Source organism: Mycobacterium sp. PO1, from assembly GCF_017312405.1.
Lineage (GTDB): Bacteria > Actinomycetota > Actinomycetes > Mycobacteriales > Mycobacteriaceae > Mycobacterium.
In genome coordinates, this window is record NZ_BLTG01000005.1 from 87,300 (window position 1) to 102,216 (window position 14,917).

The 14,917-nt window shown below is 68.5% G+C and carries 14 protein-coding genes; 11 read left to right on the top strand and 3 right to left on the bottom strand.

Annotated features, from left to right (window positions below):
• Positions 1 to 25 precede the first annotated feature (25 nt).
• The 11 genes from J3476_RS01720 to J3476_RS01765 all read left to right on the top strand — a co-directional run bounded on the left by J3476_RS01720 (position 26) and on the right by J3476_RS01765 (position 10,127).
• On the top strand, positions 26 to 718 hold the full coding sequence (locus tag J3476_RS01720; RefSeq protein ID WP_207064888.1) for a TVP38/TMEM64 family protein: 693 nt from the start codon (positions 26 to 28) through the stop codon (positions 716 to 718).
• A 141-nt stretch (positions 719 to 859) separates the two neighbouring features.
• Positions 860 to 3,208 carry an AAA family ATPase gene (locus J3476_RS01725; protein ID WP_207064889.1) on the top strand — a complete coding sequence of 783 codons (2,349 nt, stop codon included), beginning with the start codon at positions 860 to 862 and terminating at the stop codon, positions 3,206 to 3,208.
• A gap of 149 nt (positions 3,209 to 3,357) precedes the next feature.
• Entirely contained in the window at positions 3,358 to 4,380 is a 1,023-nt protein-coding gene (locus J3476_RS01730) for a beta-eliminating lyase-related protein (protein WP_207064890.1), read from the top strand.
• A gap of 238 nt (positions 4,381 to 4,618) precedes the next feature.
• A complete protein-coding gene (locus tag J3476_RS01735) occupies positions 4,619 to 5,500 on the top strand; it encodes a cyclopropane mycolic acid synthase family methyltransferase (RefSeq protein WP_207064927.1) in 882 nt (293 codons plus the stop codon).
• A 43-nt stretch (positions 5,501 to 5,543) separates the two neighbouring features.
• Positions 5,544 to 6,431, top strand: coding sequence for a cyclopropane mycolic acid synthase family methyltransferase (locus J3476_RS01740; protein ID WP_207064891.1), 888 nt, complete (start codon positions 5,544 to 5,546; stop codon positions 6,429 to 6,431).
• A 37-nt stretch (positions 6,432 to 6,468) separates the two neighbouring features.
• Entirely contained in the window at positions 6,469 to 6,603 is a 135-nt protein-coding gene (locus J3476_RS27765; RefSeq protein WP_255728186.1) for a hypothetical protein, read from the top strand.
• Positions 6,604 to 6,680: 77 nt separating this feature from the next.
• On the top strand, positions 6,681 to 7,829 hold the full coding sequence (locus J3476_RS01745; RefSeq protein ID WP_207064892.1) for an FAD/NAD(P)-binding oxidoreductase: 1,149 nt from the start codon (positions 6,681 to 6,683) through the stop codon (positions 7,827 to 7,829).
• A gap of 41 nt (positions 7,830 to 7,870) precedes the next feature.
• On the top strand, positions 7,871 to 8,560 hold the full coding sequence (locus J3476_RS01750) for an HAD family hydrolase (protein WP_207064893.1): 690 nt from the start codon (positions 7,871 to 7,873) through the stop codon (positions 8,558 to 8,560).
• Between the two features lie 64 nt (positions 8,561 to 8,624).
• Positions 8,625 to 9,230 (top strand): hemerythrin domain-containing protein, encoded by a 606-nt coding sequence (locus J3476_RS01755; RefSeq protein WP_373889010.1) that lies wholly within the window; start codon positions 8,625 to 8,627, stop codon positions 9,228 to 9,230.
• 8 nt (positions 9,231 to 9,238) lie between these two features.
• Positions 9,239 to 9,778: a cysteine hydrolase family protein gene (locus J3476_RS01760; protein ID WP_207064895.1), complete on the top strand. Its 540-nt coding sequence runs from the start codon at positions 9,239 to 9,241 to the stop codon at positions 9,776 to 9,778.
• 112 nt (positions 9,779 to 9,890) lie between these two features.
• A complete protein-coding gene (locus J3476_RS01765; RefSeq protein WP_207064896.1) occupies positions 9,891 to 10,127 on the top strand; it encodes a CsbD family protein in 237 nt (78 codons plus the stop codon).
• Between the two features lie 170 nt (positions 10,128 to 10,297).
• Here J3476_RS01765 and J3476_RS01770 read toward each other — a convergent pair whose 3' ends face one another.
• The 3 genes from J3476_RS01770 to J3476_RS01780 all read right to left on the bottom strand — a co-directional run bounded on the left by J3476_RS01770 (position 10,298) and on the right by J3476_RS01780 (position 14,890).
• The gene (locus J3476_RS01770; RefSeq protein WP_207064897.1) at positions 10,298 to 10,684 is read right to left on the bottom strand and encodes a MerR family transcriptional regulator; all 387 of its coding nucleotides are present in this window, start codon (positions 10,682 to 10,684) and stop codon (positions 10,298 to 10,300) included.
• Positions 10,685 to 10,694: 10 nt separating this feature from the next.
• The gene (locus J3476_RS01775) at positions 10,695 to 12,278 is read right to left on the bottom strand and encodes a SulP family inorganic anion transporter (protein WP_207064928.1); all 1,584 of its coding nucleotides are present in this window, start codon (positions 12,276 to 12,278) and stop codon (positions 10,695 to 10,697) included.
• Between the two features lie 263 nt (positions 12,279 to 12,541).
• Entirely contained in the window at positions 12,542 to 14,890 is a 2,349-nt protein-coding gene (locus J3476_RS01780) for an esterase-like activity of phytase family protein (protein WP_207064898.1), read from the bottom strand.
• Positions 14,891 to 14,917 lie beyond the last annotated feature (27 nt).

Consider the following 14,917-nt stretch of genomic DNA (forward strand, 5'->3'; position numbering starts at 1 on the left):
GGCGTGGGGCAGGATTGCGTCCGGCATGGTCGACAGCGAAGACACTCCCCCGGTATCGCGGCGCCCGCACATCGTGCGGTTGGCGCTGTTCGCCACGGTGCTCGGGGTGCTGTTCTATCTGGTTGCCGTACAGCGGGTCATCGACGTGGAGTACGTGCGCGAGCTGGTGGCCGCGACCGGTCCGCTGGCGCCGCTGACCTACGTGGTGGTGTCGGCGCTGCTGGGTGCGGTGCTGGTGCCCGGGCCGCTGCTGGCGGCGGGCAGCGGCTTCCTGTTCGGGCCGCTGATCGGGACGTTCGTGACGCTCGGTGCTGCCATGGGGACCGCGGTGATGGCCGCGCTGGCGGGCCGGCGGGCGGGCCGCGACAGTGCCCGCGCGCTGCTGGGCCCCTCCCGCGCGGAACGTATCGACGTGCTGGTGCAGCGCCGCGGGCTGTGGGCGGTCGTCGGGCAGCGGTTCGTGCCGGGTATCAGTGATGCGCTGGCCTCCTACACGTTCGGGGCGTTCGGTGTGCCGATCTGGCAGATGGCGGTCGGCTCGCTGATCGGGTCGGCGCCGCGGGCGTTCTCCTACACCGCAGCGGGCGCGGCGATCGGCGAGTTCTCGGCACCGCTGGCCGTCGCCGCGGTGACGGTGTGGTGCGCGACGGCGGTGATCGGCGCGTTCGCCGCGCATCGCGGCTGGCGGGCGTGGCGGTCCGGCCGATCCTCCGCGTAGCCGCCGGGGTGCCGCCGGGGTGCCGCCGGGGTGCCGCCGGGGTGCCGCCGGGGTGCCGCCGGGGTGCCGCGAACGTGCATTCCCTGTAGTCGCGAGTGCACGCGCGCTACAGGGAATGCACGTTCGCGATAGCCTGCCGCCATGGGGATCGTCCTCACCGACGAGTTCCGTCACGCGCTGGATCTGCTGGCCGGCGGCCGCCACGTCTTCCTGACCGGCAAGGCCGGCACCGGCAAGTCGACGCTGATCCGGCACTTCATGGCCGACACCGAGCGCAACGTGGTCGTCGTCGCGCCGACGGGCATCGCCGCGCTGAACGTCGACGGTTACACCATCCACCGGCTGTTCGGATTCCGTCCGACGACGACGCTGGACGACATCCGGTCCGGCGGCTACCGGCCGGGCCGGTTCACCAAGACGCTGGCGTCGCTGCAGACGCTGATCGTCGACGAGGCCTCGATGGTGCGCGCCGACACCTTCGACATGGTCGCCGCTGCCCTCGAGCGATTCGGCCCGGTGCCGGGTTCCCCGTTCGGCGGCGTGCAGATCGTGTTGGTCGGTGACCTGTACCAGCTGCCGCCGGTGGTCAGCGAGCACGAGAGCGGGTTTTTCTCCGGCGCGCCCTACGAGACGCCGTACTTCTTCTCGGCACGCTGTTTCGAGCGCTCGCAGTTCCCCACGGTGTCGTTGACGACGGTGTTCCGCCAGCTCGGCGATGACCGGATGACGGCCATCCTCAACGAGATTCGAGAAGGGGTGTTGCTGGGTCACGCCCAGGAGCAGCTCAACGCCCGCGCCGACGCCGACTTCGTGCCGCCCGACGACGAGCTCTGGCTCACGCTCGCGCCGACGAACAGGCTGGTGACCGCCCGCAATCGTCAACATCTGCAGCGGCTGCCCGGCGACGAGTTCGTCCACCAGGCAAGGTCTTCGGGCGATCTGTCGCTGTTCGACCCGCCGGTCGAGGAGACGCTGCGCTTCAAGGTCGGCGCACAGATCATGATGCTCACCAACGACCAGGGCAACCGGTGGGTCAACGGCACCATCGGCCGTGTGGTGGGCGTCGGTTACGACCGTTACGGCGCAGTGGTGGAGGTCGAGTTCGCCGACGGCAGCTGCGCCGAGGTCCCACCGTTCACCTGGGAGGCCACCCGACCGGTGCTGTCCGGGGGCTCGCTGGGCCGGGAGGTGGTCGGGTCGTACACGCAGTTGCCGTTCAAACTGGCGTGGGCGATCACGATCCACAAGAGTCAGGGGCAGACGCTGCCGCGGTTGATGGTCGACCTCACCGGCGGCATGTTCTCCACCGGCCAGCTCTATGTGGCGTTGAGCCGGTGCACCTCGTTGGCCGGTCTGGTGCTGAAACGTCCTGTGCTGCCGAAGGATCTGAAGACCGATCGGCGCATCGCCCGTTTCCTGCGCGGCGCCGGTGACAGCACCGCGGCCCGGCGCTACTGCGCCATCGGAATGCTGACCGTCGGCGACGAGGGCCGGATGTCACGGCCGCGGCCGGTGGAGCTTGCGGTTGCCTTCGACGACGGTGCCGCGATCTCGACGCTGATCAACCCACAGCGCGACATCGCCGACGCGCGAACAGCGTTCGGCGTCGGGGTCGCCGATGTGCTGTTGGCTCCGACGCTGCGCGAGGCGTGGGCGATGCTCGCCCCGATGCTGGCCGGCTGCACACCGGTCGCGGTCGGCGTCGACGAGCAGCTCGGCCTGATCGACTTCGAGCTCAAGCGGCTCGGCCATGTGACGGCGATGCCGCTGGGCGTCGAGCTGCGTGGCAGCCGGGTGACGGGACGCACCGCGCTGGAGCGGGCCCGTTCGGCACTGTCGGCACACACCCGCGCCGACGCCGAGGACGGTTCGTCGGCGTTCGACGAACCCGAACCCACAGAGGTGACGTCGGGGCTGTTGATCAGCCGCGACCGGGATGTGGCCACGCCTGCGGCCGATCATCTGCCGGCGCTCTCGGCGCTGTTACGGATCAGCCGCGACGTGGGCGCGGTGTTGCTCGGCGCGCCGGTGCCCGCGGGCGACACAGCCGACATCGGCTGGGACGCGGCGGCGCGCCGTTCGGTGGCCGATCAGCTCCGCGCGGCGGTGTCGCGGGTGCGTCTGCCCGCCGAGGTGCTGGACCGGCTGCACGCGACCGAAGAAGTCCTGGGCATCCAGATCGCCGGCGAAGCAACTCTTCTCGACAGCTATGCGATCGCTGACGCGCTGGTGCCCGGCGCCCGGATCTGTTTCACCGGGACCGCACAGGACGCCGACGGTCGCGTCGTGGAGCGCTGGGAGATGGAGGATCTGGCGCGGTCGGTGGGGCTCACCCCGGTCAAGTCGGTGTCCAAGACGCGCTGCGACGTGCTGGTGACCGCGGAGGCCGGCACGCAGTCGGGCAAGGCGCGCAAGGCGCAGGAGTACGGCAAGCCGGTGTTCTGCGCCGACGAGTTCTTCGGCTGGGTCGCCCACGGCCCCGCGAAATAGGATTCCCGGTCGCGATCTGCCCCGTGACCACGACCCTGCGTTCTCGCTCACGGAGCTCGCGGAGGCCACGGAGCTCGCGGAGGCCACCAAGGCCGCCGAGGCTGCGGAGGCCGCGGAGGTCACGGCGCCCGGAGTGCGATCATGGCGGAGTGTCCGTGTCAGCCGCGTTCGCCTCCGACAACGCCGCGCCGGCGCACCCGAACGTGCTGGCGGCGCTGCAGCGGGTCAACGAGGGCCCGATGCGCGCCTACGGCGCCGACCCGGTGACCGAACGTGCAGCCGAGGCGGTGCGCAGCGCGTTCGACTGCCCCGACGCCGAGGTGCTGTTCACGTTCACCGGCACCGCGGCCAACATCATCGCGCTGTCGGCCGCGGCCAGGCCGTGGCAGGAGATCTTCTGCAGCGACGTGGCCCACGTGCTGGTCGACGAGGCGGGCGGACCGGTGCGGCTGTCCGGCGCACAGCTGACCCGGCTGCCCAGCGACGACGGCCTGATCGACCCACAGGTTCTCGCCCGGCGCGTGCTCGGCCGCACTGCGGTGCACCATTCGCAGCCGCGCATCGTGTCGATCACCCAGTCGACCGAGAGCGGGCGGGTGTGGAGCGCAGCGGCAATCGCCGAATTCGTCGACCGGGCCCACGGTCTGGGTCTGCTGGTGCACGTCGACGGGGCGCGGATCGGCAACGCCGTCGCCGCGCTGGGGGTCGACCCGGCCCAGGCGATCGGCGCCGCGGACATCGTCTCAGTTGGCGGCACCAAGAACGGCATGATGTTCGGCGACGCGATCCTGGTCCGTCGCCCGGAGCAGTTCGACGGCATTCACTTCGTGCAGAAACAGATCGGGCACCTGGCGAGCAAGCAGCGCTACGTCGCGGCCCAGTTCGAGGCCATGTTCGCCGACGGCCTGTGGCTGTCCACCGCCGCGCACGCCAACGCGATGGCCGCCCGGCTCAGCGACGGCATGACGGCGCTGGGGCTGAGGCTGGCGTCCCCGGTCGAGGCCAACGAGGTGTTCGTGGCGATGGCCCCGGAGCTGCACCGCCGGTTCGGCGAAACCTACGCGGTGCATCAGCCCGATCTCGGCGAGCCCGTGGTGCGCTTCGTCTGCTCGTGGGCGACCACCGACGCCGACGTGGACGGTGCGCTGGCGACGTTGCGCGGGCTGGGGTAGCGGCCGCCGCCAGGGTGCTCTGGCGGTCGTGAAACAGGCCGGTCGGCTACCGGGAATGCACGTTCGCGGGCCCGGAAACGAGCCCGGGAACGGGCAGCAAGTCTGACCGGCCCCGCTACCACGTCTGACCAGTTCCGTGCGGTACGTTTGACCGCTGGTGGCACCGGGAACCCGGCACCCACCATCATCGACGACAGGATTTGCTGTGCCCGAAACACCTAGCGCCGAGTCCAAGTGGCTGTCCAAGTCTGCCTCGCAGACCCGTGGATCGGACAAGAAGGAAGTCCAGTTCCACTACGACATTTCCAACGACTTCTTCAAGCTGTGGCAGGACCCGTCCCAGACCTACAGCTGCGCCTATTTCGAGCGCGATGACATGACGCTGGAAGAGGCGCAGCAGGCCAAGGTGGACCTGTCGCTGGGCAAGCTGGGCCTGGAGCCGGGCATGACGCTGGTCGACATCGGCTGCGGCTGGGGTTCGACGATCCAGCGTGCGGTGGAGAAGTACGACGTGAACGTCATCGGCCTGACGCTGTCGGAGAACCAGAAGCAGCACATCGAGCAGAACCGGTTCCCCAACATCGACACCACCCGCAGCATGGAGGTGCGCCTGCAGCCGTGGGAGGATTTTGACGAGCCCGTCGACCGCGTGGTGTCGATCGGCGCATTCGAGCACTTCGGATTCAACAAGTACGACGATTATTTCAAGAAGACTTTCAACCTCCTGCCCGATGACGGCGTGCAGTTGCTGCACACGATCATCATTCCCAGCGATGAGGAGATCAAGGGCAAGAATCTGCCCCTGACGATGTCCAACGTCAGGTTCATCAAGTTCATCATGGACGAGATCTACCCCGGCGGGCGTTTGCCACTGGCGGCGCAGGTTGAGCAGAGCGCCACCAAGGCGGGCTACACCGTGACGCGCCGGCAGCACCTTCAGCCCCACTACGTGAAGACTCTCGACACTTGGGCGGCTAACCTCGAAGCGAAAAAAGACGAGGCGATCGCGATCACCAACGACGAGATCTACGAGCGGTTCCTGAAGTATCTGAAGGGCTGCGCGGACCTGTTCCGTGACGGATACACCGACGTATGTCAGTTCACGTTGGAGAAGGGCTGACACAGCCCGGCGCTCGCCGCCACGGCATGAGAAGGAGCGTTTGATGGCGGACAACGGGTCGGGGGGCTCGACGAAGCTGGAACCGAACTTCGACGATGTTCAGGCCCACTACGACCTGTCCAACGAGTTCTTCGGACTGTTCCAGGATCCGTCGCGCACCTACAGTTCCGCGTTCTACGAGCGGGACGACATGTCGCTCGAAGAAGCTCAGCTGGCCAAGATCGATCTGGCACTCGGCAAGCTCGACCTCAAACCGGGGATGACGTTGCTCGACGTCGGCTGCGGCTGGGGCTCGATGATGAAACGCGCCGTGCAGCGTTACGACGTCGACGTCGTCGGGCTGACGCTGAGCCGCAACCAGCGCTCGCTCGGCCAGGAGATGCTCGACGGGCTGGACACCGAACGGTCCCGCCGGATCCTGCTCAAGGGCTGGGAGGAATTCGAGGAACCCGTCGACCGGATCGTCAGCATCGAGGCGTTCGAGGCGTTCCCCAAGGAACGCTACGAGGCGTTCTTCGCGACCTGCGACCGGGTGATGCCCGACGACGGCCGGATGGTGCTGCAGACCATCATGGGTCATCCGCTCAAGCGCTGGCCCGAGATGGGCATCCCGATCGTGATGAGCGACCTGAAGTTCATGCGGTTCATCGCCAAGGAGATCTTCCCCGGCGGGGCGGTGCCCTGCGACGAGGACGTCATCGACTACTCCAAGCGTGCGGGGTTCACCGTCGAGGAGACCGACTACCTGACGCCGCACTATGTGCGGACCCTGAACACGTGGGCGACGGCGCTGGAGGCGCACCGTGACGAGGCGATCGCGGTGACGTCGGTCGAGGTCTACGACCGCTACATGCGCTACCTGGTGGGCTGCGCGGACTTCTTCGAACGGGGCATCAGCGAGGTCGCGCAGTTCACGCTCGTCAAGAACTGACAGGTTGTCCGTCGCGGGCGCGGGGTAACCCGCCGCCATGGATACCGTCCCCCAGGACCCGCCGGAGCGTCTGACGCCCGAGGAGGTTCCCGAGCGTCTCACGCCCGACGACCCGCCCGTCACCCCGCCCGAGCCTGCGACGACGCCCGACCCGGGTCCCCCGCAGCGCTGAAGAAGTGACCCGCCCGGCGCCGGTGATGACGCGCCCCGCGCCGGTGATCTCGAACGGCAAGTGGGTATGCACCCGCCATGAGTGATTCCGGATTGGTTGTCCTCGGCAGCGGGCCCGCGGGCGTGGCCGCCGCCGAGGCGTACCGCGACCGCAGACCCGATGCCCCCGTGCGGATCCTGAGCGCCGACCGGCGCCGCCCGTATGCCCGGCCGCCGCTGAGCAAGGAGTTCCTGCGTGGCAAGACCGATGACATCGATCTGCACCCGGAGCAGTGGTTCACCGAGCGCGACATCGTGCTGGCCCTCGATTCGCGGGTGCAGGGCTTCGATCCGCAGCAGCGCGTCGTCACCGTCGACGGTGAGCCTCACGGCTACGACGCGCTGATCTTCGCGACCGGTTCGAGTCCGGTTCCGCTGCCGGTGCCGGGCGGCGAACACGCTGTGCAGTTGCGGTCCCTCGACGACGCCGAGAGGCTGCGCGACGCGGCCGAGTCCGCCCAGAGCGCGGTCGTCGTCGGCGCCGGGTTCATCGGTTGCGAGGCCGCGGCGTCGCTGGCCCTGCGTGGACTGACGGTGACACTCGTGGCGCCCGACGAAGCGCCCCAGCAGAAGCGGCTGGGTGTCGAGGCCGGCCGCAAGCTGGCCGGGCTGGTGGAGGCGTCCGGGGCGCGCTGGCTGGGTGGCGCGAGCGTCGAGCGTCTCGACGAATCGGTCGTGCACCTCGACAACGGGGAGGCGCTCGGGGCGGACCTGATCCTGGCCGCGACCGGGGTCCGCCCGAACACCGAGCTGGCCGGCGTCGCGGGCGTCCCGATGCAGGATTCGCGCATCGTCGCCGACGAGGATCTGAGCACCGGGGTGCCACACGTCTACGCCGCCGGCGACGTGGCGTTGGCGTTCAACACCGGTGCGGGACGGCGGTTGCCGATCGAGCACTGGCAGGACGCCGAGGACCAGGGCAAGGTCGCCGGGGCGACGGCGGCCGGTGACGACGCCGCCTGGTCGGGTGTCCCGGGCTTCTGGACCACGATCGGGGACACCACCGTCAAGTACCACGCGTGGGGTGACGGTTATCAGGACAGCCGGATGGTCGAACACGGCGACGGATTCACCGTCTGGTACGAGGCCGACGGAGCCGTCGTCGCGGTATTGACGTGCAACGCCGACGACGATTACGACCTCGGCGGCGAGCTCATCCAGGCCGGCAAGCCCGCCCCGCTGCGCTGAGCCTGTTTTCGGAGGTCGCGACGCCGGGTAGTCCCCAGGGCATGAGTTCCCACCCGGCGGTGCTGTTCGATGTGGACGGCACCTTGGTCGATTCCAACTACCTGCACGTCTACGCCTGGCAGCGCGCCTTCCACGAGGCGGACGTGCCGATGGAGACGTGGCGGGTGCACCGCAGCATCGGCATGGACGGCACCACTCTGGTGAAGACCCTGCTCGAGCAGTTCGGCCAGGATCCGACCGACGAGCTGGTCTCGCAGCTCAAGGACGGCCACAGCGAGTACTACCAGCGCAGCGCGTCGCTGCTGGAACCGCTGCCCGGTGCGCGGGAGTTGCTGCGCCGCGTCGCCGACATGGGGTTGCAGGCGGTGTTGGCCACCTCCGCCCCGCCCGACGAGCTCGAGCTGCTGCGCAAGGTGCTCGATTGCGACGACGTCATCGCGGCGATCACCTCGGCCGAGGACGTCGACACCGCCAAACCCGAGCCCGACATCGTGCAAATCGCCCTCGAGCGTGCCGGCGTGAGCGCCCAGCAGGCAGTCTTCGTCGGCGACGCGGTATGGGACGCCGAGGCGTGTGCCCGCGCCCAGGTGGCGACCATCGGGTTGCTCACCGGCGGGTGTGGACGCGACGAACTGCGCGACGCGGGTGCCGCCGAAGTATTCGAGAACCCGCGGGAGCTGCTGGACAACCTGGCGGGCAGCGCGATCGCCAGGCTCGCCGGCCGGGAGTGACGGGTTTGGGTACGTTTTCCTCGCTCGGCAGGGGGTAACCCTCGGGAGCAGCGGTGCGCAGCCCATGCCCGCTTCCCCTTTCCCCTCACATAGGAGGTCTCCTGTGTCTGCTCCCAGCATCACCAAGGCCGACGACGTCATCGAGTACCTGGTGGCCCAGCACGAGACGATCAAGAAGCTGTTCGTCGAAACGCTCGACGCCGCCGACGTCGACACGCAGCGCGACGCGTTCACCAAGTTGCGCACACTGTTGGCCGTCCACGAAACCGCCGAAGAGATGATCGTGCATCCGCGGGTGCGTCGTAAGATCTCCGGCGGCGCCGAGATCGTCGACGAGCGGCTGGCCGAGGAGCACGACTCCAAGGTCGCGCTGAGTGAGCTCGAGGGTCTCGAGCCCCAGACCTCGGAGTTCAGCAAGGCGCTGATCCATCTGCAGGCTGCGGTCACTGAACACGCCGAACACGAAGAGACGCTGGAGTTTCCGGCGCTTCGCGACGGTGTGGACGCCGACGAGCTCGCGAAGCTGGCCGAGGCGGTGCGGGTCGCCGAGCGCATCGCGCCGACGCACCCGCACGCGGGCGTGGAGTCTGCGGCGCTGAACTTCGCTGTCGGACCGTTCGTGTCGATGGTGGACCGGGCGCGTGACGCGCTGGGTCGCGCGCTGAGGTAGGCGCGACGATGGCGAACACCGCGGTGCTGGTCGTCGACATGATGAACACCTACGACCATCCCGATGCAGAACGGTTGGCGCCCAACGTCGAAGCGATCATCGACCCGCTCAGCAAGATGGTCGATCGCGCGCGCAGCCGCGACGACGCGGACCTGATCTATGTCAACGACAACTACGGCGACTTCACCGCCGCACCAGGCGATCTCGTCGAGGACGCGCTCAACGGCCAACGTCCCGATCTGGTGCGCCCGGTCGCGCCGAGCAAGAAGTCCCGGTTCCTGACCAAGGTCCGGCACAGCGCCTTCTACGCGACGCCGTTGGACTACCTGCTGGGCCGGCTGAAGACCGAGTGCGTGGTGCTGACGGGTCAGGTCACCGAGCAGTGCATTCTCTACACGGCTCTGGACGCCTATATCCGTCACCTCGAAGTGATCGTGCCCGAGGACGCGGTCGCGCACATCTACGACGATCTCGGCGACGCCGCGCTGCAGATGATGCGGCGCAACATGGGTGCCCGGCTTGTGACCACGGACGACTGCCTGACCTGACGGTGGGGCGGCTCACAAACGCAGATGGTTTACCTGTGAGTGCGAAGTGGGCATATAGCCGTCAAGCGAATCGACCATCCGATTTGCGAACCTTAAATTGTGGAGGTGCACGATGGCTGACAACAACAGTGGTCCCGAGGAAGGCATCAAGGGCGTCGTCGAGGACGTGAAGGGCAAGGCCAAGGAAGTGGTCGGCACTGTCACCGGTCGCAACGACATGGTCGAAGAGGGCAAGGCCCAGCAGGACAAGGCCGAGGCCCAGCGTGACGCCGCCAAGAAGGAAGCCGAGGCCGACGCGGCCCGCGGGGCTGCCAGCGCAGCCGAGAAGCGCCAGGAGGCGCAGCAGTAGAAGCATGAATGCGAAGGGCCCGGCCGTCATGGCCGGGCCCTTCGTCATGCCTCGCGCATCGAGGGGCCAGCCAGGCCGGTGGTCATGCGTTGAGACTGCATCCAGCGCGGCAAAGTGCGAGTGACCCCCGACGTGGATGCAGTCTCAACGGTTCTGATGTGGACCCAGCCTCATCGGGTCTGCTGGTAGCGGGCGAGTTGCTCGGTGAGTTCGCGCGCATAACCCAGTTGTTTGGTCAGCGTGGCGCACGCATCGGCGGCGCGCCGGTGAAACTCAGCCAAAGCGTCGGTGGCCCGGGCTCGTTCAGCGCCGGTCGATGTGCCGTCGTCGAGGACGGCCAACGCGTCGAGCAGCTCCCGCATCTCGTCGAGGGTGAACCCGAGCGGTTTCATCCGGCGGATCGCGATCAGCCGCGCGACGTCGTCGCCGGTGTAGAGCCGGAACCCGCCCGCCGAGCGTGCTGACGGCACCACCAGCCCGACGTCGTCGTAGTGCCGGATGGTCTTGATCGACAGCTCGGTGCGCGCCGACACCTCACCGATCTGCAACAGCTCCATGTCGGCGTCCCTAGTGCGCGCCGCTGAGTTGGCCCGACAGCCGGGCGTGCCGCTCGGCGCTGTTGTCGTTCATGCCGATGATGGTGACCGACTTGCCCTTTGCCGCGTACTTGGTGGTGATCGCGTCCAGCGTGGCAACGGTGGAGGCATCCCAGATGTGGGCGTCGCTCATGTCGATGACGATGTTGGCGGGGTCGCCCACGTAGTCGAACTGGTACACCAGGTCGTTGCTGGAGGCGAAGAACAGCTCGCCTCTGACCGCGTACACGCGGGTGTCGGCACCGGCACCAGCAGGCGCGTCATCGGGGGTGGCGTCCAGCGCCACGACCTCGGTGAAGTGCGCGACGCGGCGCGCGAACAGCACCATCGCCGCCAGCGTGCCGACCGCCACCCCGTAGGCCAGGTTGTGGGTGGCCACGGTGACGGCGACCGTCGCCACCATCACGAAGGTTTCGCTCTTGGGCATGCGGCGCAACGTCTTCGGGTTGATGCTGTGCCAGTCCAGCGTGGCGACCGACACCATGATCATGACGGCGACCAGGGCCGCCATCGGGATGCGCGCGACGAGGTCGCCGAGGCCGACCACCAAAGCCAGCAGGAACACCCCGGCCAGGAACGTCGAGATGCGGGTGCGGGCGCCGCTGACCTTGACGTTGATCATCGTCTGCCCGATCATCGCGCAGCCGCCCATGCCGCCGAAGAATCCGCTGACCACGTTGGCCACACCCTGCCCGACGGCTTCGCGGGACTTGTTGGAGTGGGTGTCGGTGATGTCGTCGACGAGCTTGGCGGTCATCAACGATTCGAGCAGCCCGACGACGGCCATGGCCAGCGCGTAGGGGGCGATGATGCGCAGCGTCTCCATCGTCAGCGGTACGTCGGGGATCAGCCACGACGGGAGATTCGACGGCAGCCGGCCTTCGTCGCCGACGTCGGGCACGTTCCACCCGGCGAGCAGCGTGGCCGCGGTCAGCACGGCGATCGCGACCAGCGGTGCGGGGATCGCGGTGGTCAGCCTGGGCAGCGCGACGATCACCAGGATGCCGACGGCGACCATCGGATACACCAGCCACGGCACCCCGAGCAGGTGTGGCACCTGGGACAGGAAGATCAGGATGGCCAGCGCGTTGACGAAGCCGACCATGACGCTGCGCGGCACGAACCGCATCACCTTGGCCACGCCGAGGCCGCCGAGCACCAGCTGCAGCACCCCGGCCAGGATCACCGCAGCGATCAGATAGTCCAGGCCGTGGCTGGCGACCAGGGGCGCGATGACCAGCGCGACGGCGCCGGTCGCGGCGGAGATCATCGCCGGACGCCCGCCGACGATCGCGATGGTCACGGCCATCGTGAACGACGCGAACAGCCCGACCCGCGGGTCGACGCCGGCGATGATGGAGAACGAGATCGCCTCGGGGATCAGCGCCAGCGCCACCACCAGACCGGCCAGCACCTCGGTGCGCAGCCGCCGCGGCGACCGCAGCGCGGCCAGCACGGACTGCTGTTGCTGGGGTGAGACATCACTGCTCGTCGGCGACAAGACGGCTCCTTTCGCGCGGGCACAACGGCCCTGGTGCGCGGGCTCTCGGGTCATTGCGCGCGGGCCCTTCGGCACGGACGCGGACATGATCGTGCGCGTCATCGCGCAAAAGATCTTGCTAGGAAGCCGAATTCAGTAGAGACGGGCCGCACGGCGCGGCGCACATGGCGCTTCCTGCGCGGTGAACTCTACCCCTACCGGAGGGTTGCCTGGCAACTTCTGTCACGCAGATCACCCCGCCCCTGGCGTTGAGACTGCGTCCACTGCGACAAAGTGCGAGTAGCCCTCACCGCCACCGCAGTCTCAACGCAGGGGGTTCACCCGCCCAACGCGGTGGCGGCCGGTCCGAGATCGAGGAACTGGGTCTCGCCGTTGGCGTCGTCGAGTCCGTCGTTGTCGGTGACGACATAGAGGTTGCCGTTGCCGGCGACCGCGAAGCCCTCCACCTTCTCCTGCACGAACCCCCTGGTGGCCTCCAGATCCGGCACCAGGTTGCGCGCCAACGTCTTCGGCAGCACCTGCGGCGCCTCGGTGGCCGAGGTCACCCCGGAACCCTCGGGCAGGGCCACCCGGTAGATCGCCTTCACCCGCGCGTCGGGGCCGTTGAGCTTGTCCCGTTCGAGCACCAGCAGCGATCCGTCGTACACGGCGATCTCGGACAGGCCGATCCAGTCACCCTCGGTGTCGGTGGTGTCGAGCTGGTAGCCGAACCACTCCCAGGAATCGCCGTCGGGCGTGTAGCGCCCCAGCCGCGCGATACCCGGCGGATCGCTCTCGAGCTCACGCTGCAACGCCACCCAGACGGCGTCCCCGTCCACGGCCACCCCCTCGATGCCCTGCCCACCCATCGCGTCGGCGATGTCGGCGGGCAGTGTCACCCGATTCTCGACGCTGCCGTCGGCGGAGACGATGACCAGCTCGTTGCCGGGGCCTTCCTCGCCTTCGACGCCGAGAACGAAGCCACCGTCCGGACGCGCCGAGATCCCTTCGACGTCGAGGGTGACGGCCTCGCCGTTGTCGGTGACCGGCAGTTCGGTGTCGATCAGCGCCGGGGTCTGGGTCAGGTCGATGCCCAGCACCCGCGCCGGGCCGTAGGCGTTGTCGGTGGCCGTGTAGAGGCGGTTCTCGTCGGCCGGGTCGACGGACAGCGCACCCAGCGCGCCCCATCCGATCGGAGTGCCGTCCACATCGCCGGAGACGATGGACGGGAACATCGGGGTGCCGCCGGCGGCGGCGAACTCATCCCCGAAGCCGTAGACGTTCAGCGACGCGCGCACCCCGGCCTCGGCGTCGTCGGCCTCCGACGAGATCACCAGCAGGTTGCGCGACGGGATCGGCAGCACGCCCTCGGGGCCCGGTGTGGTGGGCAGGATCTGGCGGAACTGCGGTGCCGTGACGTCGCTGACGTCGTAGACGGCGACGAAGTTGCTGCGCTCAGAGGCGACCAGAGCGGTTGGGGTTCCGTTGATCTCGGTGATCGCCAGACCTTCTGGTTCGGGACCCTTGGATTCGGCCCGGCCCTCGATGTGCAGCCCGGTGCGCACCGCGAGCTGAGAGAACGAGTTGCCGGCGTCCCACACCACCTCGCCGGTGTTGGCGTCGAAGATCGTCCAGCCGCGGGTGCCGCCCTTCCAGTCACCTTCGTTGGCGGTGACGACATGGCCGTCGCCGATCCAGCCGATCGCGTCCGGCTCGCGCGGGGTGTCGGAGATCGAGCCGCTCTGATCGATGGTGCCGTCCTCGGCGGTGTCGATGCCCTCGACGGATTCGCTGCCCGCGCTGAAGATGTTGGTGACCTCGCCGGTGCGGCCTTCGATGATCGCGACGCCGTTGTTCTCCTGGAGGGACAGCGCGACCTGGCCGCGTGAGTTGATGCTGACGTATTCGGGTTCAAGGTCTTCGGGGGTGTCCAGGCCGGCCGAGCGGGCCGCCTCGACATCGAAATCGACGCGGCGGGCCGTCCACGTGTTCGGCTCTCCCGCAAGGTCGATGAGTTGCAGGAAGCCGGTCGGCGGCTGGGGCAGGTCGCCTTCCTCGCCGCCGGGCGGGGTGGCTTCCTCGTCGCGCTGATTCTCCATCGCGATCGCGGCGAACGAGCCGTCGGGGCTGATCGCGATCGAGTCCGGTTGGCCGCCGAGGTCGATGCTGTGCACCGGGGTGCGGTCGCTGAGGCGCACGATGTCGACGCGCCCGGACGGGTTGGCGAAGTCGCCGCCGGTGGTGTCGATGACGACGAGGACGACGTCGCCGACGGCCGCCACCGAGGTGGGCTGGTCGTCGGCGTTGCCGAGCTCCTCCAGCGACAGCGTCCCCTGCCCGACTGGGTTGGCCGGGTCGCGGACGTCGACGAAGCCGATGCGCTTGCCGGCGGCGTCGGTGTAGATGACGGTGTTGCCGTCCGGGGTGACGGTCGAGATCTCCGCGACGGTCTCGGCGTCGACCGGGTCGCCCTCGGGTTTGTTGAGATGCACCGGGTAGGTGGCGGTGCGGTGATAGCGCTGCGCGGCCGGCAGGTCGAAGTCGATCGGCGAGGTGGCGCGGGTGTCGGGTGCTGCCGTGTCACCCGCGTCGTCCTGGTTGTCGGTGCTGCATCCGACCACCACGACGGCGGTGATCGCCACCGCGGTCACCGCCCGCCGCGCAGTGCCCCGATTCGTCCCGGCCATGCATCACCTCTTCAGTTGTGCCGTGTG